The organism is Streptomyces roseicoloratus, assembly GCF_004117935.1.
In the GTDB taxonomy this organism is placed as follows: Bacteria; Actinomycetota; Actinomycetes; order Streptomycetales; family Streptomycetaceae; genus Streptomyces; species Streptomyces roseicoloratus.
Map to the genome: position 1 here is coordinate 44,718 of NZ_SDOY01000153.1, position 24,795 is coordinate 69,512.

At 70.2% G+C, this 24,795-nt stretch carries 20 protein-coding genes and 4 pseudogenes; 16 read left to right on the top strand and 8 right to left on the bottom strand.

Translation table 11 applies throughout. The features are described from left to right. Positions 1–87: 87 nt before the first annotated feature. The 5 genes from ESG85_RS26605 to ESG85_RS26625 all read left to right on the top strand — a co-directional run bounded on the left by ESG85_RS26605 (position 88) and on the right by ESG85_RS26625 (position 7,340). On the top strand, positions 88–447 hold the full coding sequence (locus ESG85_RS26605; RefSeq protein ID WP_128983526.1) for a helix-turn-helix transcriptional regulator: 360 nt from the start codon (positions 88–90) through the stop codon (positions 445–447). A gap of 55 nt (positions 448–502) precedes the next feature. Further along, complete coding sequence (locus tag ESG85_RS26610; RefSeq protein ID WP_128983528.1) at positions 503–931, top strand: STAS domain-containing protein; 429 nt, start codon at positions 503–505, stop codon at positions 929–931. 212 nt (positions 932–1,143) lie between these two features. Beyond that, positions 1,144–2,220, top strand: coding sequence for an aromatic ring-hydroxylating oxygenase subunit alpha (locus tag ESG85_RS26615; RefSeq protein ID WP_246095301.1), 1,077 nt, complete (start codon positions 1,144–1,146; stop codon positions 2,218–2,220). 169 nt (positions 2,221–2,389) lie between these two features. Then, positions 2,390–5,413 (top strand): FAD-binding and (Fe-S)-binding domain-containing protein, encoded by a 3,024-nt coding sequence (locus ESG85_RS26620; RefSeq protein ID WP_128983532.1) that lies wholly within the window; start codon positions 2,390–2,392, stop codon positions 5,411–5,413. A gap of 100 nt (positions 5,414–5,513) precedes the next feature. Next, positions 5,514–7,340: a thiamine pyrophosphate-requiring protein gene (locus ESG85_RS26625; RefSeq protein ID WP_128983534.1), complete on the top strand. Its 1,827-nt coding sequence runs from the start codon at positions 5,514–5,516 to the stop codon at positions 7,338–7,340. A 302-nt stretch (positions 7,341–7,642) separates the two neighbouring features. Here the strand turns inward: ESG85_RS26625 and ESG85_RS26630 are convergent, their stop codons facing one another. Then, positions 7,643–8,587, bottom strand: a complete 945-nt coding sequence (locus ESG85_RS26630) for an SMP-30/gluconolactonase/LRE family protein (RefSeq protein WP_128983536.1) — start codon at positions 8,585–8,587, stop codon at positions 7,643–7,645. Positions 8,588–8,692: 105 nt separating this feature from the next. On the opposite strand from ESG85_RS26630, the gene ESG85_RS26635 reads away from it, so the two are divergent. The 3 genes from ESG85_RS26635 to ESG85_RS26645 all read left to right on the top strand — a co-directional run bounded on the left by ESG85_RS26635 (position 8,693) and on the right by ESG85_RS26645 (position 10,649). Then, a complete protein-coding gene (locus ESG85_RS26635) occupies positions 8,693–9,145 on the top strand; it encodes an Lrp/AsnC family transcriptional regulator (RefSeq protein WP_128983538.1) in 453 nt (150 codons plus the stop codon). Positions 9,146–9,311: 166 nt separating this feature from the next. Then, positions 9,312–9,914, top strand: coding sequence for a hypothetical protein (locus tag ESG85_RS26640; protein ID WP_128983540.1), 603 nt, complete (start codon positions 9,312–9,314; stop codon positions 9,912–9,914). Between the two features lie 264 nt (positions 9,915–10,178). Next, a complete protein-coding gene (locus ESG85_RS26645) occupies positions 10,179–10,649 on the top strand; it encodes a hypothetical protein (RefSeq protein ID WP_128983542.1) in 471 nt (156 codons plus the stop codon). Positions 10,650–10,757: 108 nt separating this feature from the next. Here ESG85_RS26645 and ESG85_RS26650 read toward each other — a convergent pair whose 3' ends face one another. Both ESG85_RS26650 and ESG85_RS26655 read right to left on the bottom strand, forming a co-directional pair. Beyond that, positions 10,758–11,408 carry a DUF4360 domain-containing protein gene (locus tag ESG85_RS26650; RefSeq protein ID WP_128983544.1) on the bottom strand — a complete coding sequence of 217 codons (651 nt, stop codon included), beginning with the start codon at positions 11,406–11,408 and terminating at the stop codon, positions 10,758–10,760. A gap of 604 nt (positions 11,409–12,012) precedes the next feature. Then, a complete protein-coding gene (locus ESG85_RS26655; protein ID WP_128983546.1) occupies positions 12,013–13,596 on the bottom strand; it encodes a PP2C family protein-serine/threonine phosphatase in 1,584 nt (527 codons plus the stop codon). Between the two features lie 329 nt (positions 13,597–13,925). Between ESG85_RS26655 and tap the strand changes: the two genes are divergently transcribed. Beyond that, entirely contained in the window at positions 13,926–16,262 is a 2,337-nt protein-coding gene (gene tap, locus ESG85_RS26660) for a telomere-associated protein Tap (RefSeq protein ID WP_128983548.1), read from the top strand. A 12-nt stretch (positions 16,263–16,274) separates the two neighbouring features. Then, on the top strand, positions 16,275–16,832 hold the full coding sequence (gene tpg / locus ESG85_RS26665) for a telomere-protecting terminal protein Tpg (protein ID WP_128983550.1): 558 nt from the start codon (positions 16,275–16,277) through the stop codon (positions 16,830–16,832). A 286-nt stretch (positions 16,833–17,118) separates the two neighbouring features. Here the strand turns inward: tpg and ESG85_RS26670 are convergent, their stop codons facing one another. Beyond that, the gene (locus ESG85_RS26670) at positions 17,119–17,553 is read right to left on the bottom strand and encodes a hypothetical protein (RefSeq protein WP_128983552.1); all 435 of its coding nucleotides are present in this window, start codon (positions 17,551–17,553) and stop codon (positions 17,119–17,121) included. Positions 17,554–17,696: 143 nt separating this feature from the next. Here ESG85_RS26670 and ESG85_RS26675 point away from each other — a divergent pair, with 143 nt between their 5' ends. The 4 genes from ESG85_RS26675 to ESG85_RS26685 all read left to right on the top strand — a co-directional run bounded on the left by ESG85_RS26675 (position 17,697) and on the right by ESG85_RS26685 (position 20,634). After that, the gene (locus ESG85_RS26675; protein ID WP_128983554.1) at positions 17,697–18,863 is read left to right on the top strand and encodes a helix-turn-helix transcriptional regulator; all 1,167 of its coding nucleotides are present in this window, start codon (positions 17,697–17,699) and stop codon (positions 18,861–18,863) included. 366 nt (positions 18,864–19,229) lie between these two features. Then, on the top strand, positions 19,230–19,535 hold the full coding sequence (locus ESG85_RS35350) for a hypothetical protein (protein ID WP_181019123.1): 306 nt from the start codon (positions 19,230–19,232) through the stop codon (positions 19,533–19,535). A gap of 2 nt (positions 19,536–19,537) precedes the next feature. Then, on the top strand, positions 19,538–20,017 hold the full coding sequence (locus ESG85_RS35355) for a hypothetical protein (RefSeq protein WP_181019124.1): 480 nt from the start codon (positions 19,538–19,540) through the stop codon (positions 20,015–20,017). 98 nt (positions 20,018–20,115) lie between these two features. Then, positions 20,116–20,634, top strand: a complete 519-nt coding sequence (locus tag ESG85_RS26685; protein WP_128983568.1) for a pyridoxamine 5'-phosphate oxidase family protein — start codon at positions 20,116–20,118, stop codon at positions 20,632–20,634. A gap of 30 nt (positions 20,635–20,664) precedes the next feature. Here the strand turns inward: ESG85_RS26685 and istB are convergent. After that, positions 20,665–21,320, bottom strand: a pseudogene (istB, locus tag ESG85_RS26690) (IS21-like element helper ATPase IstB); the annotation flags it as partial. A gap of 87 nt (positions 21,321–21,407) precedes the next feature. On the opposite strand from istB, the pseudogene ESG85_RS26695 reads away from it, so the two are divergent. Continuing rightward, positions 21,408–22,103 (top strand): annotated as a pseudogene (locus tag ESG85_RS26695) (IS5 family transposase). A 78-nt stretch (positions 22,104–22,181) separates the two neighbouring features. On the opposite strand, the pseudogene ESG85_RS26700 reads toward ESG85_RS26695, so the two are convergent. Then, positions 22,182–22,580 (bottom strand): annotated as a pseudogene (locus ESG85_RS26700) (transposase); the annotation flags it as partial. 383 nt (positions 22,581–22,963) lie between these two features. Between ESG85_RS26700 and ESG85_RS26705 the strand changes: the two are divergent. Then, a pseudogene (locus tag ESG85_RS26705) lies at positions 22,964–23,518 on the top strand (IS110 family transposase); the annotation flags it as partial. A gap of 26 nt (positions 23,519–23,544) precedes the next feature. On the opposite strand, the gene ESG85_RS26710 reads toward ESG85_RS26705, so the two are convergent. Both ESG85_RS26710 and ESG85_RS26715 read right to left on the bottom strand, forming a co-directional pair. Beyond that, on the bottom strand, positions 23,545–24,426 hold the full coding sequence (locus tag ESG85_RS26710) for an IS3 family transposase (protein ID WP_246094928.1): 882 nt from the start codon (positions 24,424–24,426) through the stop codon (positions 23,545–23,547). 2 nt (positions 24,427–24,428) lie between these two features. Continuing rightward, positions 24,429–24,728, bottom strand: a complete 300-nt coding sequence (locus ESG85_RS26715) for a transposase (protein WP_128977975.1) — start codon at positions 24,726–24,728, stop codon at positions 24,429–24,431. Between the last annotated feature and the right edge of the window lie 67 nt (positions 24,729–24,795).

Genomic DNA, 24,795 nt, shown 5'->3' on the forward strand with positions numbered 1-24,795 from the left:
GCGCGCAGCGGCCGCCGTCCGAAGCGCATTTCGGAATTACGGATTCCGGTCTGGTGAAACCGGTATCGCAATTCGTATAATTCGGACATGGAGTCGTCGGCGGAACCGCGGAGCAACTGGACGTTCGTCACGAACCACGCCCGGATCCTCGCCATGATCCTGCGGGATCCGGAGATCCGGCTCCGCGACCTCGCCGGAGGCTGTCAGATCACGGAACGGGCGGCCCAGGCGATCGTCACGGACCTGGAGAGCGCGGGATACCTCACGCGGGTGCGCCACGGCCGCCGCAACCACTACGAGGTCACGCCCGGAACCCTCTTCCGCCATCCGGCCGAGGGCCGTCACGAGGTGGCCGACCTCCTCCACCTGCTGGCCGCCCTCGACCCGCCCGCCGACGCGGCCGGCCACCCGGACGGTGATCACGGTGAACGCGACCCCCACGGCTGAACCACCGGCGACCCGCCCCCTCCTTCGCGTTCCGGCGTCCGAAGGGAGCAAGGCCATGCCCCCCGACTTCGACCGCCCGCTCCCCGCAGTGGTGGAGCACGTCAACGGCACCCTGCGCCCCTCCGTCGTCTCCGTGGTCGTCGAACCGGGGCCGCAGCGGGTGGTGGCCCGTGTGCGCGGCGAAATCGACATGGAGAACGCCGACGGCCTGCGCCGGGACCTCACCGCGGCGCTGGAGGGCAGCATCCGCGGCCTCGACATCGACCTGTCCGCCGTCACCTTCTGCGACAGCCAGGGCGTGCACGTCCTCGGGGACCTGAACCGGCTCGCGCACAAGGCCGGAAAGACCCTCGTGCTGACCGCGCTCAGCCGCCCCGTCGCCCGCCTCCTGCGCGCGACCGGCGCGCAGTACGTCTTCATCGTGCGCGGCTGGCCCCCGCCGAAGGACCTCACCACCGGAGGCGACCCGGAACCCGGCCCGTAACCGGACGGCGCGACACCGCGACCCACCCCATTCGGACCCTCCGACGGGCGGGGACCCGGCACCATGGCGAGGATGGGTGTTCCGTCCCAACCTCGTAGGGGGAACGCGCCGTGACCGACAGCGACGGAACGGGAACCGCTCGACTCCGGGAGCAGGCCGCCACGGAGCCGGCCCAGGCCGCCACGGAGCCGGCCCAGACGGATCTCCGGCGCATCGGAGCACATCCCGATCACTGGTACCCGGTCGCCCTCTCCCGCAGCGTCCGCCGGCGCAAGGCGTTCGCGACCGCGTTCGCGGGCGAGCGCATCGCGCTCTACCGGGGGGAGAGCGGAGCCGTCCACGCACTGGAGGACCGCTGCGCCCACCGTCAGGTGCCGCTGAGCCTGGGCGTCGTCGAGGGCGAGGTCCTCCGCTGCTGCTACCACGCCTGGGCCTACCGCGGCGACGGCCGCATCTCCCAGATCCCCTACCTCGCCAAGGGCGACGGCCGCCCGCCGCGCGGAGTGCGCGCGTACCCCGTCCGCGAGGCGTACGGACTGGTCTTCGTCTTCCCGGGCGACCCCGAGAAGGCGGCGGCGGCGCCGTTCCCCGAGCTGCCCGCCTTCGGCTCCCCGCGCTACCGGACCATGACCTACTCCCGCACCGTCCACTGCCACTACTCGTTCCTCCACGAGAACCTGCTGGACATGAACCACCAGTTCCTGCACCGCGGAGTCGTCGGCAGGCTGCATCCCGAACTCCTGCGGTTCCGGAGCGACGAACGCTCGGTGGAGGCCCGGTACCTGTTCAGCCACACGGGCGGGAAACGCGATCGCAGCGCCGGACTGCTGGCCCACGAGGGAATCGGCGGCGCCACGTCCAGCGACGTCATGACCATCCGCACCGGGTACCCGTACCAGACTCTCGACCTGGTCCCGGAGAACGCCGACCACCCGGCCTTCCGGCTCTGGGTCGCCTACGTCCCCGAGGACGCGCAGCAGCGCAGGAGCCACGTCTACGGACTCCTCATGATCGAGAAGCCGAAGATCCCCGCCGCCCTCCTCCTGGCCTGGCCGTTCGTCCGGCACTTCACCGAGCGCGTCTTCGCGGAGGACCGCCTCGCGGTCGAGGCGGAGCAGAAGGCCTGGGACGAGCAGGGGGAAGACCGCAACCACGAGGTCTTCGCGCCGATCCTGGAACTCCGCGCGGTGCTGCGCGCGAACGGCGTCCCGCTCGGGCGTCCTCCCGGCGCGGCATGCCCGGGCTCCGTGACCTGCGAGGCCGCCCCAGAGGCCTTCCGCCCGTCCTGAAACCCGCCTTCGCCCCGCCCCCGCGTCCTCGACCGCCCGCTCGGGTACGCACCCATGCCCGCCGCGAACCGGGGTAGCCGACGTGCAGGGAGGTCGCGGCGACCAGGCGGTCGCCCGGCAGATCCGCCGATCTGCCGCACGGCCGAACCGGGAAAGGCGGGATTCGTCGATGGCGGGCACGGCGTCGCCGGGCAGGCCCTTCGGGGCCCCGTCCGTGGACACGGCAGGCCTCGCGGACGCGTTGCGCCGGGACGTGGACGGAGAAGTACGGTTCGACGCGGGAAGCAGGGGCGCGTACGCCACCGACGGCTCGAACTACCGCCAGGTGCCCCTCGGCGTGGTCGTCCCGCGCTCGGTGGACGCCGGAGCGCGAACGGTCGAGGTCTGTGCCCGCTACGGGGCACCCGTCCTCTCGCGCGGCGGCGGCACAAGCCTGGCCGGCCAGACGACCAACGCCGCGGTGGTGATCGACTGGACGAAGCACTGCGACGCCCTGATCTCGGTCGATCCCGACGCCCGGACCTGCGTCGTCGAGCCCGGCATCGTGCTCGACGAACTCGACGCGCGACTCGCCGGCCACTGGCTGCAGTTCGGCCCCAAGCCCTCCACGCACAGCCACTGCGCCCTCGGCGGCATGATCGGCAACAACTCCTGCGGCGCGTCGGCGCAGGCCTACGGCAAGACCGTCGACCACGTGCGCCGCCTGGAGATCCTGACGTACGACGGCCTGCGGACGTGGGTGGGCCCGACGACCAGGGCCGAGCGCGCCGGGATCGCCGCCGAAGGCGGGCGGAAGGCCGAACTCTACGCCGGCCTGGAGCGCCTGGTGGGCGCCTACCTGGCCGACATCCGCCGCGGCTTTCCGAAGATCCCGCGCCGCGTCTCCGGCTACAACCTGGACGCCCTGCTCCCCGAGAACGGCTTCGACGTCGCCAGGGCGCTCGTCGGGAGCGAGGGCACCCTGGTCACCGTGCTGCGGGCGGAGCTGGATCTCGTCCCCGTACCGCCGCACCACGCGCTGCTCGTCCTCGGATACGACGACATCTGCGCCGCCGCCGACGACGTGCCCCGCATCCTGGAGCACTGCTCGCCCGGCCGGCTGGAGGCACTCGACGGCCGGATGGCGCAGCTGATGCGCGAGGAGGGCACCCACCTCGCCTCCCTCCGCGTCCTTCCCGCCGGCGACAGCTGGCTGATGGTCCAGTTCAGCGGAGACAGCCAGGAAGGCGTCGACAGGCAGGCCGGGCAGCTGCTGCGCACCCTCGGCCGCGGCGAGCACGACGCGGACGTCGCCTTCTCCGACGACCCCGAGCGCGAGCAGGAGATGCTCAACGCACGGGAGGCCGGGCTCGGCGTCACCGCGCGGCCGCCGGACGACCGGGACACCTGGGAAGGCTGGGAGGACTCCGCCGTACCCCCCGAGCGACTGGGCGACTACCTGCGCGACCTCAAGCGACTCTTCGAGGAGTTCGACTACGACCGGCCTTCCCTCTACGGGCACTTCGGCCAGGGCTGCGTCCACACCCGCATTCCCTTCGAGCTCGAGACCGCCGACGGCGTCGCGCGGTTCCGCCGCTTCGTCGAACGGGCCGCCGACCTGGTGGCCTCCTACGGAGGATCCCTCTCCGGCGAACACGGCGACGGACAGGCCCGGGGCGAGCTGCTCACCCGGATGTTCGGCGAGCGACTGGTCGCCGCCTTCGGCGAACTGAAGCGGCTGTTCGACCCGGACGACCGGATGAACCCCGGCAAGATCGTCGACCCCAACCCCGTCGACGGGCAGCTGCGCCTGGGCCCGGCATGGCGGCCCGCGACGCCCGCCACCCACTTCGACTACCCGGAGGACGAGCACTCGTTCCACCGCGCGGTGACGCGCTGCGTCGGCGTCGGCAACTGCCGGAGCCACAGCGGGGGAGTGATGTGCCCGTCCTACCGCGCCACCCGGGAGGAGGAGCACTCGACCCGCGGCCGGGCCCGGCTGCTGTTCGAGATGCTCGGCGGCCACGAGGACACGGCGATCCCCGACGGCTGGCGGTCCACCGCGGTGAAGGACGCCCTCGACCTGTGCCTCGCCTGCAAGGGCTGCAGGTCGGACTGCCCGGTCGGCGTCGACATGGCCACGTACAAGGCGGAGTTCCTCGCCCACCACTACCGGCGCCGGCTGCGCCCCGCGGCGCACTACTCGCTGGGCTGGCTGCCGCTGTGGGCCCGCCTCGCCCGCGTCTCGCCCACGACGGTCAACGCCCTGCTCAGGGCCCCCGGACTCGCCGCCCTGGCCAAACGCGCCGCCGGCGTCGCACCGGAACGGCAGACCCCTCTCTTCGCCCGCGAGTCGTTCACCGAGTGGTGGCGGCGACGAGAGGCGGCGGGCACACCGACTCCGTCCGGCCAGGCCGCCGCGCCCGACCCGGCCGACCCGGGAACCGTGGTCCTGTGGCCGGACACCTTCACCACCCACTTCCACCCGTCCATCGCCATCGCGGCCGTCCGCGTCCTGGAGGACGCCGGATTCACCGTCGCCGTCCCGTCCGCGCCCGTGTGCTGCGGACTGACCTGGATCTCCACCGGACAGCTGGGCACCGCGAAGAAGGTGCTGCGGCACACCCTGCGCGTCCTGCGGCCGTACCTGGCGGCGGGAACGCCCGTCGTCGGACTCGAACCCTCCTGCACCGCGGTGCTCCGCGCGGACGCGGTGGAGCTGATGGCGGCCGACCAGGACGTCAAACGCCTCGCGGGGCAGGTCCGCACCTTCGCCGAACAGCTCGCGAGGCACGCGCCCGACGGATGGCGCCCGCCCCACGTCGCCCGGCCGGCGCTCGTGCAGACCCACTGCCACCAGCACGCCATCACGAAGTTCGACGCCGACCGCGAACTCATGCGCCGGGCCGGCCTCGACGCCCAGGTCCTGGACGAGGGCTGCTGCGGCCTCGCGGGCAACTTCGGCTTCGAACGCGAGCACTACGCCGTGTCCATGGCCGTCGCCGAACAGGGCGTCCTGCCCGCGGTCCGCTCCGTGTCCCCCGACAGCCTCGTCCTCGCCGACGGCTTCAGCTGCCGCACCCAGATCGAGCAGGGCGCCGGTGGCCGGCGGGCCCTGCACCTCGCCGAGGCCCTCGCCCTCGGTCTCGACGACGACCGACGGGAGGAAGCCACACCGAGACGGACACCGGCACGGCCACAGGCACAGGAATAGACACCGACACAGGTACAGGCACACGCACAGGCACAGGAATAGGCACCGACCACAGAGAAGAACGACGCGCAGCCGACACGGCCTCTGGAGGGTTCACACCATGTCGATCAAGGTCTCCGACCACGTACTGGAACGTCTGCGGGACTGGGGCGTCGAGTACGTCTTCTCGTACCCCGGCGACGGCATCAACGGACTCCTCGCCGCCTGGGGCCGGGCCGACGACAGGCCCAGGTTCATCCAGGCCCGCCACGAGGAGATGGCCGCCTTGGAGGCCGTCGGCTACGCGAAGTTCTCCGGCAGGGTCGGCGTCTGTGCCGCCACGTCCGGACCGGGCGCCATCCACCTGCTCAACGGCCTGTACGACGCCAAGCTCGACCACGTCCCGGTCGTGGCGATCGTCGGCCAGACCCATCGCAGCGCCATGGGCGGCTCGTACCAGCAAGAGGTCGACCTGATGGGCCTGTACAAGGACGTCGCCTCGGACTTCTGCGAGACCGTCACCGTCCCCCAGCAGCTGCCCAACGTGATCGACCGCGCGATGCGGACCGCGATGGCCCGGCGCTCCGTGACGGCGGTCGTCATCCCCGCCGACGTGCAGGAACTCGACTACACGCCGCCCGAGCACGCCTTCAAGATGGTGCCGTCCAGCCTGGGCATGCCCTCCTACGCGCCGGTGCCCGGCGACGCCGATCTGGCGCGCGCCGCGGAGGTGCTCAACGCCGGCGAGAAGGTCGCGATCCTGGTGGGTCAGGGCGCGCGCGGCGCCCGCCGGGAGGTGATGGAGGCCGCCGACCGGCTGGGCGCCGGCGTCGCCAAGGCACTGCTCGGCAAGGACGCGCTGGACGACGACCTGCCCTACGTCACCGGCTCCATCGGCCTGCTCGGCACCCGGCCGTCGTACGAGCTGATGACGGGCTGCGACACCCTCCTCGTGATCGGTTCCTCCTTCCCGTACACGCAGTTCCTGCCGGAGTTCGGGCAGGCGCGGGCCGTTCAGATCGACATCGACCCGCACATGGTCGGCCTGCGCTATCCGTTCGAGGTCAACCTGGTCGGTGACGCCCGCGAGACGCTGACCCGGCTGCTGCCGCTGCTGAAGGCGGGCCCGGACAAGAAGAACTGGCGCAAGAAGATCGAGAAGGACACCGCCCGCTGGTGGGAGGTCATGCAGCGGCGCGCCGCCGTCGACGCCGACCCGATCAACCCCGAATACGTGGTCCACGCGCTCGACGAACTGCTGCCCGAGAACGTCGTCCTGGCCGCCGACTCGGGGTCGGCCGCCAACTGGTACGCGCGCCACCTGCGGCTGCGCGGCGCGATGCGGGGCTCGCTGTCGGGCACGCTCGCGACCATGGGGCCCGGCGTGCCGTACGTCATCGGCGCCAAGTTCGCGCACGGCGACCGGCCCGCGATCGCCCTCGTCGGCGACGGCGCGATGCAGATGAACGGCATGGCGGAGCTGATCACCGTCGCCAAGTACTGGCGCGAGTGGGAGGACCCGCGGCTGATCGTCGCCGTCCTCAACAACCAGGACCTCAACCAGGTCACCTGGGAGATGCGCGCCATGTCCGGCGCACCCCAGTTTCTGCCGTCCCAGTCGATCCCCGATTTCCCGTACGCCGACGTCGCCCGGCTCGCCGGCCTGCACGGCATCCGGGTCGAGAAGCCCGGCGAGGTCCAGGCCGCGTGGGAGACCGCGCTGGCCGCCGACCGGCCCTGCGTGCTCGACTTCGTCACCGACCCGGCGGTGCCGCCGATCCCGCCGCACGCCTCGCTCGACCAGATCGAGGCGGCGGCCTCCTCCGTCCTCAAGGGGGACAGCGACCGCGCCGCCATGATCCGGCAGGGCTTCAAGGCCAAGGTGCAGGAACTCCTGCCCGGCGGCCGCAAGGGCGAGGACCGGCCGGGCGCGGAGGAAGGGAAATGACACAGGCCCCGGTCGTGGGGCGGCGGGACACCTCCGTGTTCACCGTCCCACCGACGGGCCCGCGGCGGACGGCACCCTGAGCCGGGACAGCACCACCCTCGTGCCGGCCACGGCACCCCCGAGGACGCCGACGGCGCGCGGACCTCGGACTCACCCTGGACACGGAGAGGGCGGAGCCGTACCGGGGTGGCTGTGGCGTGGGGGCGACAGGACCGACGGCGTACCGCCGCGCCTTCAGGGGCTATGCGACTCCGTCGGATCGAGCCCCGCGAGGCCGGAGCCGTTCCGGGGCCCGGCACGTGCTACCTCCAGGGCCGCCGTCCCGGCCCGGTCGGGTGGGTGCCGGTGACACCCATGACGACCGAGTACAGGCTGGTCTCCGCGGCGATGAAGAGGCGGTTGCGCTTGGCGCCGCCCCAGGAGATGTTGGCGACGGCCTCCGGGACGTTCAGACGCCCGATCAGGGTGCCGTCGGGGTCGTAACAGTGCACGCCGTCGGCCATCGCGGCGACCCAGAGCCGGCCGCCGTCGTCGAAGCGCAGGTTGTCGAAGCGCGCCTTCTCGCGGGCCCCGGCCTCGGCGAAGACCTTGCCGTCGGACAGGGTGCCGTCGTCGCGGACGTCGAAGACGCGGATGAGCCCCGCGCGGGTGTCGGAGACGTACAACTGCTGCTCGTCGGAGGAGAAGACCAGCCCGTTCGGCGCGCCGAAGCAGTCCGCGACCAGCCGCACCTCACCCGTGACGGGGTCGATGCGGTAGACGTTGTTGGCCCCGATCTCGCTGTCCGCGCGGTATCCCTCGTAGTCGCTGGTGATGCCGAAGTCCGGATCGGAGAACCATATCGAGCCGTCGGACTTCACGGCCGCGTCGTTCGGGCTGTTGAGGCGCTTGCCCTGCCAGCGGTCGGCCAGCACGGTGATCGTGCCGTCGTGCTCGGTCCGGGTCACCCGCCGGTTGCCCTGCTCGCAGGTGATCAGCCGGCCCTCGCGGTCGAGGGTGTTGCCGTTGGTGTGTCCGGCGGACCGGCGGAAGACGCCGACCGAGCCGGTCTCCTCGTCCCACCGCAGCATCCGGTCGTTGGGGATGTCGCTCCAGACCGCCTGCCGCCAGGCCGGCAGATAGATCGGCCCCTCGGCCCAACGGCAGCCGGTGAAGAGGACTTCCAGCGCCTCGTCACCGTTCATGCACCTCCCGGTCCGGAACCGGTCGTCCAGCATCTCGTACAGCCCCGGGCGCTCGTCGTTCATCGAGTCCACTCCTCACCAACTCACCGTGACCGAACAAGAATCGGCCTTCAGCGCATACTGCAAGATGAGATACAGTCCTGGCGAGTCGATTCCGAATGGAGAGTTGTGGATCACATCGACCGCGCGCTGCTGGCGCAGCTCCAGCAGGACGCCACCCAGTCCTACGCCGCACTCGGGCAGGCCGTCGGCCTGTCCGCCGGCGCCGCTCACGAGCGGGTGCGGAAGCTGCGGGAGCGCGGTGCCATCCGGCGCACCACCGTCGACGTGGACCCGGCCGCCGTGGGCAGCGCCGTCCTCGCCTACGTGATGGTCGAGTCGACCTCCTGGATGGGCGATTCGGCGCAGGAGTTCGCCGCGCTCCCGGAGATCGTGGAGGCGCACGTCATCGCCGGCAGCGCCTCCGTGCTGGTGAAGGTGAGGACCCGGACCACCGAGCAACTCCAGGACGTGCTGCGGCGGATCTACGCCATCAAGGGGGTCAGCGGCACACAGGCCACGGTGGTCCTGGAGACCTTCTTCGAACGCCCCCTCTCCCCGCTCACCGAGACCGGGACATGACCGTCTGCGGATGGCGCGGGACGCGTCACGCCCCGGGACCGGACGGCGCCGCACGACGTCTTCACCGACCGGATCGCCGACGCCCGCGACGTGCCCGCCCGGAACGGCACCCGGGCCCGCCCCGTCCAGGAGATCCGGACCGGCCCCGGGCCTAGGATCGACACCCATGGGGACGGACATAGAAGGCCTGATCGAGGTGCGCGGTCGGGACGGCCGGTGGACGGCCCGGGACTGGCTGCCCGACTGTGCGCTCGTACGCGACAGATACGCGCGGGAATGTCTCTTCGGCTACGGCGGAGGCCTCGGTGTGGACATCGGCCGGGCGTTGTTCGACCAGAGGGGCAAACCGGACGACGTCTCGGACGACGTCCCGGACGATGAGATCAACCACAGCCATTCGTACGCCACCTGGGCCGAGGTCGCGACCGTCGACTGGGACGCGCCCCTGACCGACGGAGCGTCCTGGACGCACATCGGCACGTGGCTGCCGGGCCCGCGGGGCGAACTGGAACTGGACGACGTGTACGGGACGCCGGCGGAGGTCCTCGACGCGGCGGAGGAACTCTTCGGCGAGGATCTGATGCCCCCGGAGTGGCCGGAAGGCGGTGAGGTGCACCTGAACGGCGCGGTGTACCGCCCCGTCGACGTCACGCCCCGGATCTTCGCGCCCCCGGACGGCGACCGCTGGGGACCGGTCTGGACGACGATGCGCGAACTGGCGGCCGAGCACGGCGACGAGAACGTCCGCCTGGTGGTGTGGTTCGGCTGACGACCGAGCGGCGGAAACGGCCGGTGGAGGAACGAGGACCCCCGGCGCCGGTGAGCGCGCACGCCGTGCTGATCCGCCGATCACTCCAAGCCCCCAACGGCGAGCGCCAAGGCGCTCCACTGGCCTTGACCGCCCTGCCGGCAGACGGGATCGGCAGGCGTGACGCCCGCCGTGCACGGAACGCGCGAGCGGCCGGAACCAGCACAGGCGAGCGGGAAGAAAATCGGTTGGCGGCCGCCACGTCCGCGTCTACCCTCGTGCGCGATGGAGATGGTCTTCCGGAGGCTGCCGGGCAATCAGCACGAGATTCTGGTCCGCGCCCGCAAGGGGCCGGACGTGAGGCTCCCCGCCCAGCCGGACGGTCCGAGCATGCCGCACGACCTGGTGCACGCCGTCGTCGAGACCGCGCTCGGCATCGGCGACGGGTTCTGGGGCGCGATGGCGCGCGGTGCCACGTTCCAGGGCTTCGAGCTCGTCACCCCGGGACGGCACCGCCGCTCCGGGATGAAGGTGCTGCGCCGGGGCGGCGACGCCGTCATGGCGGCCGAGCTGTCGGTGAACTGGGCCTACCGCGTCTGGCGGGGTCTGTCCACGGAGGGCCGCGGCGTCGGCCCGGCGCCGCTGGACGCCGAGGCGCTGGCGAGAACGGGGCCCCGCCTGGACGCCGCAGCCGCCCGCTGGACGGCGGTCCCGGAAGGCGGGCAACTGCTCTGGCGCTGGGGCTCGGACCGCTAGCGCGGGAACGCGGGAACCGAGCGAACCGCGGTGCGGCGGACCCCCGGCCGGGAACCGGGCACGTGAGCATCCCCGTACCCGGCCGGAGCGCGTCAGGGCGTCATCGCGTCAGTGCTTCGGGCACTGCTTCCACGCGAGGTGGTAGACGGTGCTGATGTCTCCGTCGGTGGAGTCCATCGTCATGTAGCTGGTGTGGGCCGGGTTCGACGTGCCGGCGTCCACCCGCAGCTCGGTGTTGATGTTGAAGTTCCGCTGCACCCCGCACGGCGCCCACACGAGCTGAGCCCAGTCGGTCTCGTCGGTGGCCTGCCAGTTGTCCTCGTACGGGCCCCGGAAGGTGTGCGCCCGGGACGCGGTGGCGGGCGATCCCTGGAAGTAGTACGAGGCCTTCTCGGTGCTGCTCGCGCCCGGCTGGAGGGAGGCGTAGCCGCGGTAGTCGGCGCTGGCGATCGCGTAGGTGAACCCCTGGGGCACGTGCACCAGAAGGTTCAGCTGGCAGTTTCTGCGGGCCGCCGTGGGGGAGGAGCCACCGCCCGCCTGCGCCAGGTACGCGCTGTACGTGACCGTGAAGGCCGTGTTGTCCTCGGACACGGCGATGGCGGTGGTTCCCCGGGGGCAGCCGGAGCCGTTCACCGTGGCGACGTCGATGACGATCCGGTCCGGGGGCGGGTCGGCGATCGACGAAGGGCTGGCCTGCGCGGGCAGGACCGAGGCGAACAGGGCGACGCTCGCTGCGCTCACCAGTAAGGGGATTCTCATCCTTCTCCCATCCAGTGCTTCGGCGCCCGGACGAACGCGGAGGCGTCCGGTCGCGGGCCGGGGGGTGCGGCGCGCCACGGTGTCGGGCGGCCGTCACGGACCTACTGCGGTGGATCGAGGCGCGGATCGTGCGGTCGGGGTGGTGCAGCCGGCAACAGTTGAACTATCATGCACATGCCAGACGTGCGCCTCGCGGGCCCCGCCGATACGGGCGGGGTGCTCGAATGCTAGAGGCCCTGGCAGGTGAGAGCAGGGCGGCGCCCGGCCAACAATCAGCCTGCGAAGACGCCTTCTTTGGCCAGGAACGCGGTTGGCATCGCATGCCTCGTCGGCACGGAACGCCGAGCCGGGGTTCGCGGGCATCCACCCGTGGGCGAGAGCGGCGCGGAAGCCGACTGCCACCTGGACGGGCGGCACCGGGCGACCCGCTGCGTTCACTCAGCAACACACGACCGCCGCCATGCCGCGCCGATTCCGCCCGCCGCCACGGGGCGACCGCGCGGGAGGCGGCTCACGGAAGCCGACTGCCACCTGTCAGAGGCGGACCGTCAGGGGTAGACCGTCAGAGGCAGACCGTCAGGGGCAGAGCGTCAAAGGAAGGCCGTCAGAGGCTGACGTGCAGGGCGCAGACGTCGTCGCGACGGACGTCCGGATCGAGCAGACCGTCGATGACGGCGTCCAGGAAACCACTGCCCTCGGCGCACTCCACCGTGGACCGGGCCAGACGGTCCAGGCCCTCGCCGATGTCCTCTCCCGGCTTCTCGACCAGTCCGTCCGTGTACAACAGCAGATGATCGCCAGGCTGCAGCCGGAGCGTGGACGCCTCGTAATGCGCGGTCGCCATCGCGCCCAGCAGAACACCCTCGGGCGGGGGCAGGAAGCGGGCTTCGCCGTCGCGGACGAGCAGGGGCGGGAGGTGACCGGCCTGCACCCACGTGAGGCGGGAAGTGGCCGGCTCGTAGCGCCCCATGATCATGGTGGCCGTGCTGAAGCTCCGCTCGGCGCTGTGCAGCAGCAGCGTGTTCAGCCGAGCCAGGATCTGGGGCAGGGGCGTGCCCGTGACCGCCATGCCCTTGGCGGTGAACCGCAGCTGGGCCATGGTGGCGACGGCGTCGAGCCCGTGCCCGGCGACGTCACCGACGACGAGCAGGGCGCTGCCGTCGGGCAGCTCGATGGCGCTGTACCAGTCACCGCCGACGTTGAGTCGTTCCTGGAGCGGCTGGTAGGCCACGTTCACGGTCAGACCGGCCAGCCGCAGGGACTGCTCGGGCAGCGGCAGCAGCGCGTGCTGGAGGCGGACGGCGAGATCGCGTTCGGCGGCCAGCAGGCCACGCTGGACCAGGGCGCCCCGCTCGTGGTCCAGCAACTGCTGTTCCGCCCGCTTGGCCGCGGTCTGGTCCTGGAAGAAGCCGTGGACCTCGACGGGCGCGCCCATGGCGTCGACGTCGACCTCCGCCACGATCCGTACGTAGCGGGTGTCGCCGTCGGCGGCGGAGATCCGGAAGACGTGGTCGGCAGGCGTGCCGTCCCGCAGAAGGCTCTGGACGACCTCTCCCAGCGCGGGCAGATCCTCGGGGACGACGTGCCGGGGCAGTTCCTCCAGCGTCATCGGACCGCGGGACGGATCCCTGTCGAAGAGGACGTAGACCTCGTCCGACCAGGTGATCGTGTTCCGCACCAGGTCCCAGTCGGCCCAGCCCATGCCGCCGAGGCGCTGCAGCACCGCCAGGCGGCACTGTTCCCGTTCGCCGGTGTCCAGGCGTACCCAGGACACGACCAGCCCGCCCTTGCACGCCGCCGCGCGCACGGCGAACCGCGACAGCCGCGGAATGCCGGCGAGGACCTCCTCGTACTCGAACGGCTCCCCTTCGTAGACGGTGCCCGTCTCCAGGGCCTGGAGGTAGCCACGCCACAGCTCCGAACCGTCCACGTTGGGATAGGTCTCGAGGACGCTCAGACCCACGAGTTCCCTGCCGGTGCGACCCGCGACGTCGACCGCCTCGGGCGACGCCGCCATGATCCGGAAGTCCGTCACCTCGCCCTCGGTCCCGAGTACCGGCTTGAGGAAGATCGCGGAACCAGGAAGTCCGTCGAGCACTTCCTGAACGGCCGACGCGGGCTCCGCCGAGGGCTCGCCGCTTCTGGCCGGTGCGCCTTGGCGGGCCACGTACCGACGCGAGGAGAACATCGATGCATCAGCCCCTTCGTCAAGGAGTTTCTTCTCCGGCCCTGGCTCTGCCACCCCACGGCGATCCCCCGACATAACACGAGCATGACACGCGGACCGGCGATGACCATAAACCGCTGCTGCGCTAGTCAGGCGCGCTGCGACGCACAGGTGGCCGAAAATCGCCGCCGGGGCCGGATGCCGGGAGGGACGAGGAGGTGAGGACGCGCCGTGCGGATCGCCGGTTTGCGAGGCGTGTCGACGGCGTACGCGACACGTACGCATGACGTACGGCAAACGTACGCGACATGTACGCTCCAGAGGGATAGGCTGGCGCCATAGGAGGTGTCATGTCGGAGTTGTTCGACGCCGTCGACGCGCTGCTCGCGTCCCGCGCCCCGCTCCCGCCGCCGGCGGAACGGAAGAGGCTGCGTGCCGCGCACGGCCTGACGATCGACGAGGTGGCCACCGCCCTCAAGGTGCGCCGGGCCACGGTCAGCGGCTGGGAGTCCGGCAAGACCGAGCCCCGCCCGCCCGAGCGCGACGCGTACGCACGACTCCTCGAGGGGCTCGCGAAGCTCTACCCCGACCCCGAAAGCGTGGGCGCGTCCGAGGAGGATCCCACGGTATCGGCGACGCGCGCCGGCACCGTGAACGCGACACCGGAGACCCCGGCGCCTCTGCCCGCAGGCGAGGCATCGGAACCGGCGGCGACTCCGGCGGCGACTCCGGCACCTCGGAGCACTGAGAGCACTGAGAGCACTCAGAGCACTGACGGCACGCAAGGCGCCCAAAGACCTGTCGCGCCGTACTCTCCCACGGCACAGGCACAGGCACAGGCACAGGCATCGGAACCGGCACAGGTGCGTGCCGTCCGGCCGCCGTCGGCGGTGCGTGGTCAGGGCGGGCGGAAGGCGGCGGCCGGGACCGGGACGTCATGGCAGGCGGCGGGCGGTACCGACCCGCGGTTCGAGAACGGTCCGCTGGCGGTCCTGGACGTCGAGGACGGGAAGGTGCTGGCGTACTGCCCGGGCGGCCTGGTCCTGGACGTGCCGGCCAAGTCCCTGCCGTCCCTGGTGGACTGGACGCTGCGCGAGGCGAAACTCGGTCAGCCGAAGCTCTCCGGCCCCGGAAAGGACGCCGACCCGCTGCTCGTCCTCACCGAGACCGTGCTGGAGCGCTACGGGCTGCCGGTCACCCTTACCGACGAGGAGCGGCTTGCCGGGCGGATCCCGGACGACCACAAGGTCGTCAAGCAGCTGGCCCGCGCCGAATGGAAGCTGACCAAGCGCGGCCTGGGGCCGTGGGCGCGGATCTACCGCCCCGCGCAGGGTTCGGAGCGGGCCTGCGTCCAGCTGTGCGTTCCCTCCTGGAACGCGCTGGACACCCGTCACTGGGGCGAGGCCGGGCAACTCCCGCCGGCGGAACTCGCCCGTCTCCTGGGCGTGTACGCCTCCCGGGTGATGACGCCGCGCGGCTCCACGGCCGTCACCGGCCTGGAGCTGATGACCGCGCTGCACCCGCCGACGCGCGCCTCGGCGCCCGACGCGGCGGGGAAGCGGCACGCGGAGCGCAACCCCAGCAGTCTCGGCAAGGAACCGGTGGACTGCGCGCCGTGCGAGGCTCCGGACGGTCATCCGCTGCTGTCGCACCTGCCGCGGTTTCACGTCCGCGGGCCCGACGAGAAGCTGTTCGAGGAGGCGTACGACTGGGCGCGGCCGTTGACGGACGCGGAGTGCCTCGTGGGGCATCTGGTCGGCATCGACGTGAACATGGCCTTTGCGGCAGGCGCCAACGGACTGTCCGTCGGCCTGGGCGCGCCCACCCACCTCGTGAACCCGGTGTTCGACCCGAAGCTGCCGGGCAGCTGGCTGGTGGACCTGTCCCACGTCGACCTGTCGAAGGTGAAGGCCGGCAAGGAGTGGGTGGAACTGGACGGCAGCCTGCTGCCGAGCCCGTTCACACCGAAGGGCGACCGCCCGGAGGGGCCGGCCTGGTACGCGACGCCCACCGTGGCGTACGCGGTGGAGCTCGGCTACGAGGTGCAGCCGGCGGAGGCGTACGTCCGGTACGAGAACGGCCGCTACCTGGACGGCTGGTACCAGCGGCTGCGCGACGCCTACCTCGCGACCATGGCAGACCTGGGCGTCGCCGCCGACCTGGCTCCAGAGGACTTCCTGACCGCGATGGACGGCTACAAGGACCGGGACCCCCACCTGGCGATCGTGGCCTCGGCGATCAAGGCGACGGTCAAGGGCGGCCTGGGCAAGCTGCGCGAACGGCCCCGGGGCGAGGGCTGGCGACCGGGCGAGCCGTGGCGTGCCCTGTCCCGTCCGACGTGGCGGCCGGACATCCGGGCGGCGGTCATCTCGCGCACGCGGATCAACCTGCACCGCAAGATCGTCAAGCACGCGTCGTTCACCGGCCAGTACCCGGTCGCGATCCTCTCGGACTGTGTCGTGTACGCGGCCGACGGACCGTCACCGCTGGACTTCCTGCCCTACCGCGAGGGCAAGCCGCTCCCCGGCGGGTTCAGACTGGGCGTCAACCCCGGGCTGGTCAAGCACGAAGGCACCCAGACCGTCCTGTGGGGCGAAGAGGTCCGTGACCGGTTCGACGCCCCGGAGCTCAACCTCGCCCGGTACATCAAGGACGGCACCGTCACCGACGCCGACACCGGAGAGTGAGGGAAGAGGACGATGAGCCTGTTCGGGGAGGGTCTGGACGCCGCGGTCCAGAAGGCGTTCACCCGTCCGGCACCCAGGAGCGCCGGCGCGCAGATGCGGTATCTGGTCAGGCAGCTGAAGGGCACCAGGCCGGTGGCCGAGCTGCTGGGGGTCTCCCAGCGCACCGTCGAACGGTACGTGAAGAACCAGATCAAGAGGCCCCGCCCGGACCTCGCCGCGCGTCTGGAGCGTGAGGTGAAGGCCCGCTGGCAGCCGCAGATCAGGGCCAGGGCCCGGCAGAAGGCGGCCACCACGGGCGGCATCGTCATCGACACCCGCGCCCGCCTCGGCTACACCGCGCCGATCGGCTCGACGGACCAGGACCGCATCCGGCACCTGACCGTCGCCCTGCCCCCGCAGTACGCGGCCCGCCTCTTCCACGCCCAGGAGGCAGGCGCCGGTGAGCGCGAACTGAGGGAGATCGCCGCCGAAGCGCTGAAGGAGGTGTACTTCCAGGACGCCGGCCGCCGCGCCGGCCAGCTGGAGGAAGTCCGCTTCACCGACGTCGAACACCTCGAGTTCGAGCTCTAGCTGTTCTGTCCCGGGAGGCCGTGGCCGGCCTGGCGTGACTGAGCGCTTCATTTGGCCAGTGAGCATGGGAGTTGGCCGCTTGAGTGACCGAGCCGGAACACGGCGCGCGAGCCGAGATCGGCCGGGACCGGAAGGGGCATGCCGAAACCGGTGCCGTCGTTGGCCCTCGTCTCCGAAGGGCAGCCATCTGCGGCTCTTCACCGAGCTGCTGACCGGGCCTCGTCTGACATGCGGTGCCGTCGGCCCTGGCTCCGCACCGGAGCCAGGGCCGACGGCACCGAGACGCCTACGTGAGCGGGTTGTCCTTCCAGCTGCTGTAGTAGCAGGTGTCGTCGCCGTAGTCGTCGACGCAGGTCACCACCCGCACGCCGCTGACGTAGTAGCCGGCGTCGTAGGTGAGACCGCCCCAGGAGGACGTGCTCCCGCAGCCGCCACCGTTCCGTCGGGGAGTCGTGGAGTAGACCGACCCGCTGGTGGTCTTGACCTGGAATCGGATGTAGACCGAGTTTCCGTCGCACGAGGTGTCCCGCACCGCCGCGTTGCCGTTCGTCCAGCCGCTCTTCGTCCATTGCCAGTTCGCGGACCCGAAGACCCCGGGGCCGGACGCGTACGCCTCGCCCGTGGCAGCCGAGGCGATGCCGGCGGAGCCCAGCAGCGCGACGGCGGCTGCGGCGGTCACGACCCCCGCGCGCCGCATATTGCCGAAGATGCGTCGTTTCATGGTTCCCCCTTGGGCAGATGAAGACGTTTCACGGAAAGGCGCGCCTTGCCTGTACCGAGTACGACGCTAGACGGGCTTGTCTCTGCGAGGGATCCCAACTTCTGGGGGTTTCACCGGACCGAGGTCTGCGGTAGGGGGCCTGGGTGACGTCATCGGAACGGAACGCACCGAACGCGCGGAACGCCACGAGCCTGGGCCGGGCGCGGGCCCGGATCGAGCGGCTGTGCCGGGAACTGCCCGACGCCATCACGCTGTTCGCCCGGCTCAACGGCATTATCCCGGCTGTGGTTCCGGTCGACGGCGTTTGCGGCCTGACGCTCGACCCGGCCACGCTGCTGCACACCGGGGGCTACCACGAGAAGGGTGTGCCGCACTCCCACCTGCTACGGCTACTGGAGATCGAGTACGGAGAGGAGGACGTCAACCAGTTCCCCGAGCTGGTCAGGTCGGACCGCACCGCGGCCGGGCTGTGGCAGGCCACCCGGCGCCGGCCCCACGGCAGCGCCCGCTACCGCGACGTCTACCAACCGGTCGGCATGGGCGATGAGCTACGCGTGCTTCTGCGCGACCAGCGCGCGGTGTGGGGTGCGCTGATCCTGCACCGCGGCGGCGACAGACCGCCCTTCACTGTCGAGGAGACAGCCGCCGTGGAAGCACTCGTACCCGCCGTCACCCAGGGGCTGCGGCGCTCGTACCTGCGGCACGACGCCACTGTCGCGGGCACCGAGGCCCCCGGTGCGGCGGGCCTGCTGACCTTCGACCCCGACGGCGGGCTGGACCGGATCACAGCCGGCGGCCAGTGGTGTCTCGACCAACTGGGCGGCGCACCGTCGCCGACGGCAGCGGCCCGGATTTCACAGCCCCTCCTGCACATGTGCGCGAAAGCGCGTAGGACTGGCGAGGCGAGCGTGCGGATACGGGGCCGGTCCGGCCGCTGGCTGTCCCTTGTCGCCACCCGCGTGGACAAGGACGGACGCGTCGCCGTCATCATCCAGCCCAGCCATCCCGAACACACCGTCGGAATCATGATGGAGGCCTACGGCCTCACTCCGCGGGAACAGCAAGTGGCACAGCTTGTCATCTACGGGATGACGGACACCGAGATCGCCAAGCGGCTCACGATCTCCACGCACACCGTCAGAGACCATCTCAAGAAGGTCTTCGACAGAACGGGGACGAACGGCCGGAGCCAACTGCTCCACATTCTGTACTTCGCCCACTACCGACCAGACATCGAAGCAGGCCGTGCCATGGGAACCAGTGGTTGGTTCACGGCGGCCGGTTCAGATCCCACACAGCCACTGCGCTGACGCCGGACCGGATGTGACAGCCGTGAAACTCTCGACCACGCTCAGTTGGCCAAGTGAAGTGCTCTGTCACACCCTGTGACGGAGCATCGCAGTTGGCGGATGAGCGCTTGAGTTGGCGGGGCTGTGCGTCGGAGGTGGCGACAGGGGACGTCGCACTCCTGAGTGGGAAAACCACTGTGGGGCGTCGGGTGAACGTGGCAGGCTTGCGCGGTGATCGTTGAGTTGGCTCCTCGCTTCCTGACCTGGGACGACGTAGATCCCACTCGTCAAGCCTTCGACGTTACGTCTGTAGCACAGACGGTGCGTTCGCTTGGGCCGGCTCGGTGTGTGCCTGTCCGCCCGGACGTCCCTTTCGGGGACCCCGTCATGAGTACCTGGAGTCGTGGCAAGGCCGAGTCCTGGGCCGACGCCATGTCGTACGCCCTCGTTCAGCAGTACGGGCGCTGGACCGTCGGGTGGCGCTGGTCGCACGACGAGGGTGATTTCGACGGCGGTCCGGTAGGGCACTGGTGCTGTCCACGGGACTCGATCACGACGCCGGAAGAGACACTGGACCGTGTCGCGGCGGCTCTGCGTGAGTGGCTGGAGTACCTCGCCGGCTGGTTCGAGGCGTATCCCCTGGACCTGGCCGACATCGAGGACCAGTGTGGGAGCGCGCGGCGAGGAATCTGATTTTGCAGGTCGTCGACCGCACCGGGTGTGGCAGCGGCTGGCACGGTCACTGCCGCCAAGTGCTCACCTGGTTCCTCAATCGGTGGGGAGTCGCGCCCGACGTGGCCCGGAGCCTGGTCGACGAGGCGATCGGCGGACGGTTCCACAGCTGGATCGGCCCTGACACGGTGGTGGTCGACGACGTCGCGGAACAGCTTGCGCTCTCTCTGCAGCCGCCCGACGGCCGTACCTGCGCAGACGCGCCGACTCAGGACCACCTGCAGCGCTGGCTCGCGGTACGCGAACTGGTGCCGTGGCACGAGATCCCGGACAGCGGTACAGACGGACCGGTGGTGCCCCTTCGTGACGGCGCGGCGGAGGACTTCCGGACCTTCGACGGCGCCATAGCCCCTGCCCGAGCCGACGGCCTGCTCAGCGCCCTCGATGGCTTCGTTGACTTCAAGCGACAGCGTTTGTCGATGACTTCCGGCGGCAGTTGGTGATCAAGGCTGCGGAGATGTCGACGAGTTTTGACGGCACTGCCGACGATCGTGGCCGTCCAAGCTGGAAGGCCCCGGGGCAGGGCGTGGGATACTTGATCATGCCTGTGACTAATCCGTGGCTGGCCGGCCCGTCACCGAAGCAGCGGCTCGATCGCGAGCGGCTGGAAGAGCGAATACTCAACCTGCTGTCGTCGCAGAACATGTGCGTGCTCGCGACGGCGGGACCGGAAGGGCCGCTCGCGACTCCGGTGCGGTACTTCCACCTCGACTTCGCGGTGATGTTCTCCACGGCTGCCGGTTCGCCGAAGATGAGGAATCTCGCCACGGACCCCCGGGTGTCGGTGGGGATCTTCGCTCCGCTGGTCGGACAGGCCAGCAGCCGAGGTGCCCAACTCTTCGGCCGGGCTCGCGTACTGTCCGAGGCAGACGCGGACTTCGAGCACTACTGGCCGGCTTTTCGCTGGCAGTCCGACCATGTCGAGCGGTCGCGTTCTCTCGATGAACCGCAGACGGGGCCGCTCGTCGTGATCGAGGCCGAGCGGATCGTCTATACCGAGCACTGGCTGCGGCGCGAGGGGTTCGCGCCGCGTCAGTTCTGGACCCGAGCGGACACGTAGCCGGAAACCTTCGGCCGGCTGTCGGGGCGGTCAGCCGCCCTTGGCGGGCTCCTCGGCTCGGGCTCGGGTGCTGGCGAGGCGGTAGGAGTCGGTGCCGGTCTCGATGATCGTGCCGTTGAACGTGAGCCGGTCGACGATAGCCGCGCAGAGCCTGGGGTCGGTGAACGTCTTGGTCCAGCCGCCGAACGACTCGTTCGAGGCGATGGCGACGCTGTTCTTCTCTTCGCGTTCGGTCAGGACCTGGAAGAGGAGTTCGGCGCCGTGGTGGTCGAGTTCCATGTATCCGAGCTCATCAATGCATAGCAGGTCAACGCGGCCGTAGCGGGCGATGGTCTTGTTCAGCTGCTTCTCGTCGGCGGCCTCGACCAGCTCGTTGACCAGTTTCGTGGCGAGTGTGTAGCGGACGCGGTAGCCCTTCATGGCGGCTTCGGTGCCGAGGGCGATGAGCATGTGGGACTTGCCCGTGCCGGAATCGCCGATGAGGCAGAGCGGCTGCCCTTCTTGATCCATTCGCAGCTGGCGAGGGTGTGGATCGTGGCCGGGTCGATGTTCGGGTTCGCCTCGAAGTCGAAGGTCCGCAGGGACTTCTCCCGCGGGAAGCCAGCCGCCTTGATCCGCCTCTCCGAGCGTCGGCGGGCCCGGTCGTCGCACTCTGCCATCAGCAGCTCGGCGAGGAACCCACGGTAGACACCTCAGGTACATAACTGATCGTTTCAGAATGAGTTGAGCCGTGGGTCCTGCGCTCGACGATCTTGGTCGGGAGGGTGTCCGGCGTGCGTGCTGATCTTGTTCCGGATGACCTGTGGGAGCGGGTGGCCCCGCTGCTGCCGCCCGCCCCCGAGCGGCGCCATCGCCACCCGCGGGCGGCTGCGTGTTCCCGATCGAGTGGCGCTCGCCGGCGTCCTGTATGTGCTGCGGACCGGTGTCGCGTGGCGTGACGTCCCCGCGGAGGCAGTGGGCTGTTCCGGTGTGACGGCCTGGCGTCGGCTGCGGGACTGGACCGAGGCTGGTGTCTGGCCGCGCCTGCACGCCGCTCTGTTGACCAAGCTTCGTCGCGCCGGCCTGCTGGACCTGGACGACTGCTCCGTGGACGGATCGCACGTCCGGGCGCTGAAAGGGGGGACCACGTCGGACCCTCGCCCGTCGATCGGGCCCGCTCTGGCTCGAAGCACCACTTGATCGTCGACCGTCACGGAACCCCGCTCGCCGTCACACTCACCGGTGGCAACCGGCACGACGTCACCCAGCTCCTGCCCCTGCTCGACGCCGTTCCGATGATCGCCCGACGCGGCGTCGCTCATGGCTCCGGACTGGGCAAGGTGCGCTGGGTTGTCGAGCGTGCCTTCGCCTGGCTGCACCAGTTCAAACGGCTCCGCACCCGCTACGAACGACGCGCCGATCTCCACCAGGGCCTGCTCGAACTTGCCTGCAGCCTTATGTGCCTGCGCCGCCTGCGCACCTCATCCTGAAGCGATCAGCTAAGGGCTGTCCCGTAAGTGATCTTCTGGTTGCCTCAAGCATGGTCGGCCACCGTGCGGCCCGCTTGCTTATCCAGCGAGGGCGAGGTTGTGCATCCGGGCAATGCCGATCATGGCGTGGTGGACACTGTCTCCCTTGAGGCGGCGGTCGCGGAGGATCTTCCCAGTCTTCATGCGGGCGAAGACGTGCGCGACCCGGGCCCGGACCTGCTTATGGGACTGGTTGTGCTCCTCTTGCCAGTCCTGGAGTTCTGCTTGGCCGCGCTTGCGGCGGTGCGGGATGACAAGTCCGGTGCCCGGGTAGCCGCCGTCGGCGATCGTGACGGTGTTGCCGACGGCGGCCTTGGCTCCGGACTCCTCCCATGCCTTGCAGTCGTTGCGGTTCCCGGCGAGCGGCCGGCCGACCACGACGACCAGGCGGGTGTCGGCGTCGATGACGACCTGGTGGTTGGTGGAGTACCGGTAGTTCTAATAGGTCACGGGTGGCCCCGAGCGCGTAAGCGCAAGAGGCACCATGCGAGGCGGGAAGCTGCTTCCTTTCCAGGACTGGTTCCGCCTCGCACCTTGCCCTGCCGGGTGGAGACCTTCGGTAGTTCCGGGACCTTGATCTCTCGTCTAAGACCGGTCCCGTCCGGCAGAAGCTCGGATCAGCGGTTTTCATGTCCTCAGCCCGCCGACAGGGGCCACCTCTCAGCAGTTCGCGAGCCCAATGAGCTCTCCAGCAGACCGAGGTCCCTGTCGGTCGCTGGAGACACGAACGGCTCATGAGATGGCGTGCCTGGAGCACTTCTATTAGAGCGCCGCGTGCTCCGCATGGGACTGACCTGCAGATTCGTACGGAGGTAACCGGCTTGAACAAGATCTTTTGTGGCATCGACTGGGCGGAGGGCCACCACGACATAGCCTTCGTCGACCAGGACGGAATCCAGGTGGCCAAGCTGCGGATCAGCGACGACAGTGCGGGCTTCCACGCACTGATAGAGCTCCTGACTCAGCACGGTGACAGCACAGAGGATCCGATTCCTGTCGCCATCGAGACGCCGCGCGGGCTCCTCGTCGCCGGCCTGCGGGCCACCGGCCGCCAGATCTACGCGATCAACCCACTGGCCGCAGCCCGCTATCGCGATCGAGGCAGCGTCTCCCGAGCCAAATCCGACGCAGCGGACGCCCGGGTGCTGGCCAACATCCTGCGCACCGACCGACATGCCCATCGTCCCTTGCCCGACGACAGCGAGGCCGGACAGGCCGTCGCCGTTCTGGCCCGCGCTCATCAGGATGCAATCTGGGACCGGCAGCAGATGATCAACCGACTCCGGTCGCATCTGCGCGAGTACTATCCAGCCGCCCTTGCCGCCTTCCACGGCGCCGGCAAACCCGGACTCGACTCACCACGCGCCCGTGAAGTTTCCCCGTGATCTCGGACACTCGTTCGTTATGCCGCGAGGGCGTGTTGGTGCCGCTGTCTGGTCTCGGCCGGGGTGAGGTAGCCGAAGATCTTGTGCTTGCGTAGGCGGCGGCGGTTGTAGAAGGTCTCGATGAAGGTGAAGACCTCGGCGCGGGCGGTGGCCCGGTCGGGCCAGGTCCGGGTTCCGATCTCTTCCTTGAGCAGGGCCCAGAAACTCTCCGCCGCGGCGTTGTCGAAACATGATCCGGTGCGTCCGCAGCTCTGTCGCAGCCCCAACTCCCGTATTCGATCTCTGAATTGCGTCGATGTGTACTCGCTGCCGCGATCGCTGTGGATCACGCATCCCGGCTCCAGGCCGCCTCGGCCGTAGGCCATGTCGAGGGCGTCGACGACGAGCTCGGCGCGGTGGTGGTCGGCCATGGCGTAGCCGACGACCTCGCGGGTGGCCAGGTCCAGCCAGCAGGCGAGGTAGAGCCAGCCCTCGGCCGTCGGCAGGTAGGTGATGTCGCCGACCAGCTTGATCCCGGGACGCGCGGCGTGGAAGTCGCGGCCGATCAGGTCCGGGGCCGGCTTCGCCTTCTTGTCCGGCCGGGTCAGTGAGCGGTGCTTGCGGCGGGTGACGCCGCGGATGTCGCGCTCGCGCATGACGCGGGCGATGCGCTTGCGGTTCACCCGCCGCCCCAGACGCCGCAGCTCGGCGTGGATGCGCGGGACGCCGTAGGTGCGACGGGAGGCGATGTGGAGCACGGTGATCTCGTGGGCGAGCGCGTCGTCGGTGGCCTGGCGCTCTCGGCGGGCGGCCTCGCCCTCGCGCCAGGCGTAGTAGGAGGAGCGGGTCACGTGCAGCACCCGGCACAACAGCACGATCGGGTAGTTCGCCTTCTCCGCATGGATCAACCGGTACAACATGGTCACCGGTCGCTCTCCTTCACGAAGAAGGCCGTCGCTTTTTTCAGGATCTCGATCGTCTGCTGCTGTTCGCGGTTCTCCCGCCGCAGCCGCTTGAGTTCCTCACGCTCCGCGCTGGTCAGCTCGCCCGGGACGCCCTCGCCCTGGTCGGCCTTGGCCCGGCGGTACCAGCCGCGCAGGGACTCGGAGCTGATGCCGAGTTCCCGGGCGACGGCGGTGACCGTCTTGCCCGAGGAGTCGACGAGCGCGATCGCGTCCCGCTTGAACTCCTCGGTGTACCGCTTCGTGTACTTGCTTCCCACCTGGTGCTACTTCCTCTGGAACCTCAGATCCCAGTCTCCAGGTGTCCACGATCAAGGGGAAGCTTCA

Excerpts from the sequence above, each read along its gene's own strand:
- ESG85_RS26605 (WP_128983526.1), top strand. The coding sequence starts at position 88 with ATGGAGTCGTCGGCGGAACCGCGGAGCAACTGGACGTTCGTCACGAAC.
- ESG85_RS26610 (WP_128983528.1), top strand. The coding sequence starts at position 503 with ATGCCCCCCGACTTCGACCGCCCGCTCCCCGCAGTGGTGGAGCACGTC.
- ESG85_RS26620 (WP_128983532.1), top strand. The coding sequence starts at position 2,390 with ATGGCGGGCACGGCGTCGCCGGGCAGGCCCTTCGGGGCCCCGTCCGTG.
- ESG85_RS26625 (WP_128983534.1), top strand. The coding sequence starts at position 5,514 with ATGTCGATCAAGGTCTCCGACCACGTACTGGAACGTCTGCGGGACTGG.
- ESG85_RS26630 (WP_128983536.1), bottom strand. The coding sequence starts at position 8,587 with ATGAACGACGAGCGCCCGGGGCTGTACGAGATGCTGGACGACCGGTTC.
- ESG85_RS26640 (WP_128983540.1), top strand. The coding sequence starts at position 9,312 with ATGGGGACGGACATAGAAGGCCTGATCGAGGTGCGCGGTCGGGACGGC.
- ESG85_RS26645 (WP_128983542.1), top strand. The coding sequence starts at position 10,179 with ATGGAGATGGTCTTCCGGAGGCTGCCGGGCAATCAGCACGAGATTCTG.
- ESG85_RS26650 (WP_128983544.1), bottom strand. The coding sequence starts at position 11,408 with ATGAGAATCCCCTTACTGGTGAGCGCAGCGAGCGTCGCCCTGTTCGCC.
- ESG85_RS26655 (WP_128983546.1), bottom strand. The coding sequence starts at position 13,596 with ATGTTCTCCTCGCGTCGGTACGTGGCCCGCCAAGGCGCACCGGCCAGA.
- tap (WP_128983548.1), top strand. The coding sequence starts at position 13,926 with ATGTCGGAGTTGTTCGACGCCGTCGACGCGCTGCTCGCGTCCCGCGCC.
- tpg (WP_128983550.1), top strand. The coding sequence starts at position 16,275 with ATGAGCCTGTTCGGGGAGGGTCTGGACGCCGCGGTCCAGAAGGCGTTC.
- ESG85_RS26670 (WP_128983552.1), bottom strand. The coding sequence starts at position 17,553 with ATGAAACGACGCATCTTCGGCAATATGCGGCGCGCGGGGGTCGTGACC.
- ESG85_RS35350 (WP_181019123.1), top strand. The coding sequence starts at position 19,230 with ATGAGTACCTGGAGTCGTGGCAAGGCCGAGTCCTGGGCCGACGCCATG.
- ESG85_RS26685 (WP_128983568.1), top strand. The coding sequence starts at position 20,116 with ATGCCTGTGACTAATCCGTGGCTGGCCGGCCCGTCACCGAAGCAGCGG.
- ESG85_RS26710 (WP_246094928.1), bottom strand. The coding sequence starts at position 24,426 with ATGTTGTACCGGTTGATCCATGCGGAGAAGGCGAACTACCCGATCGTG.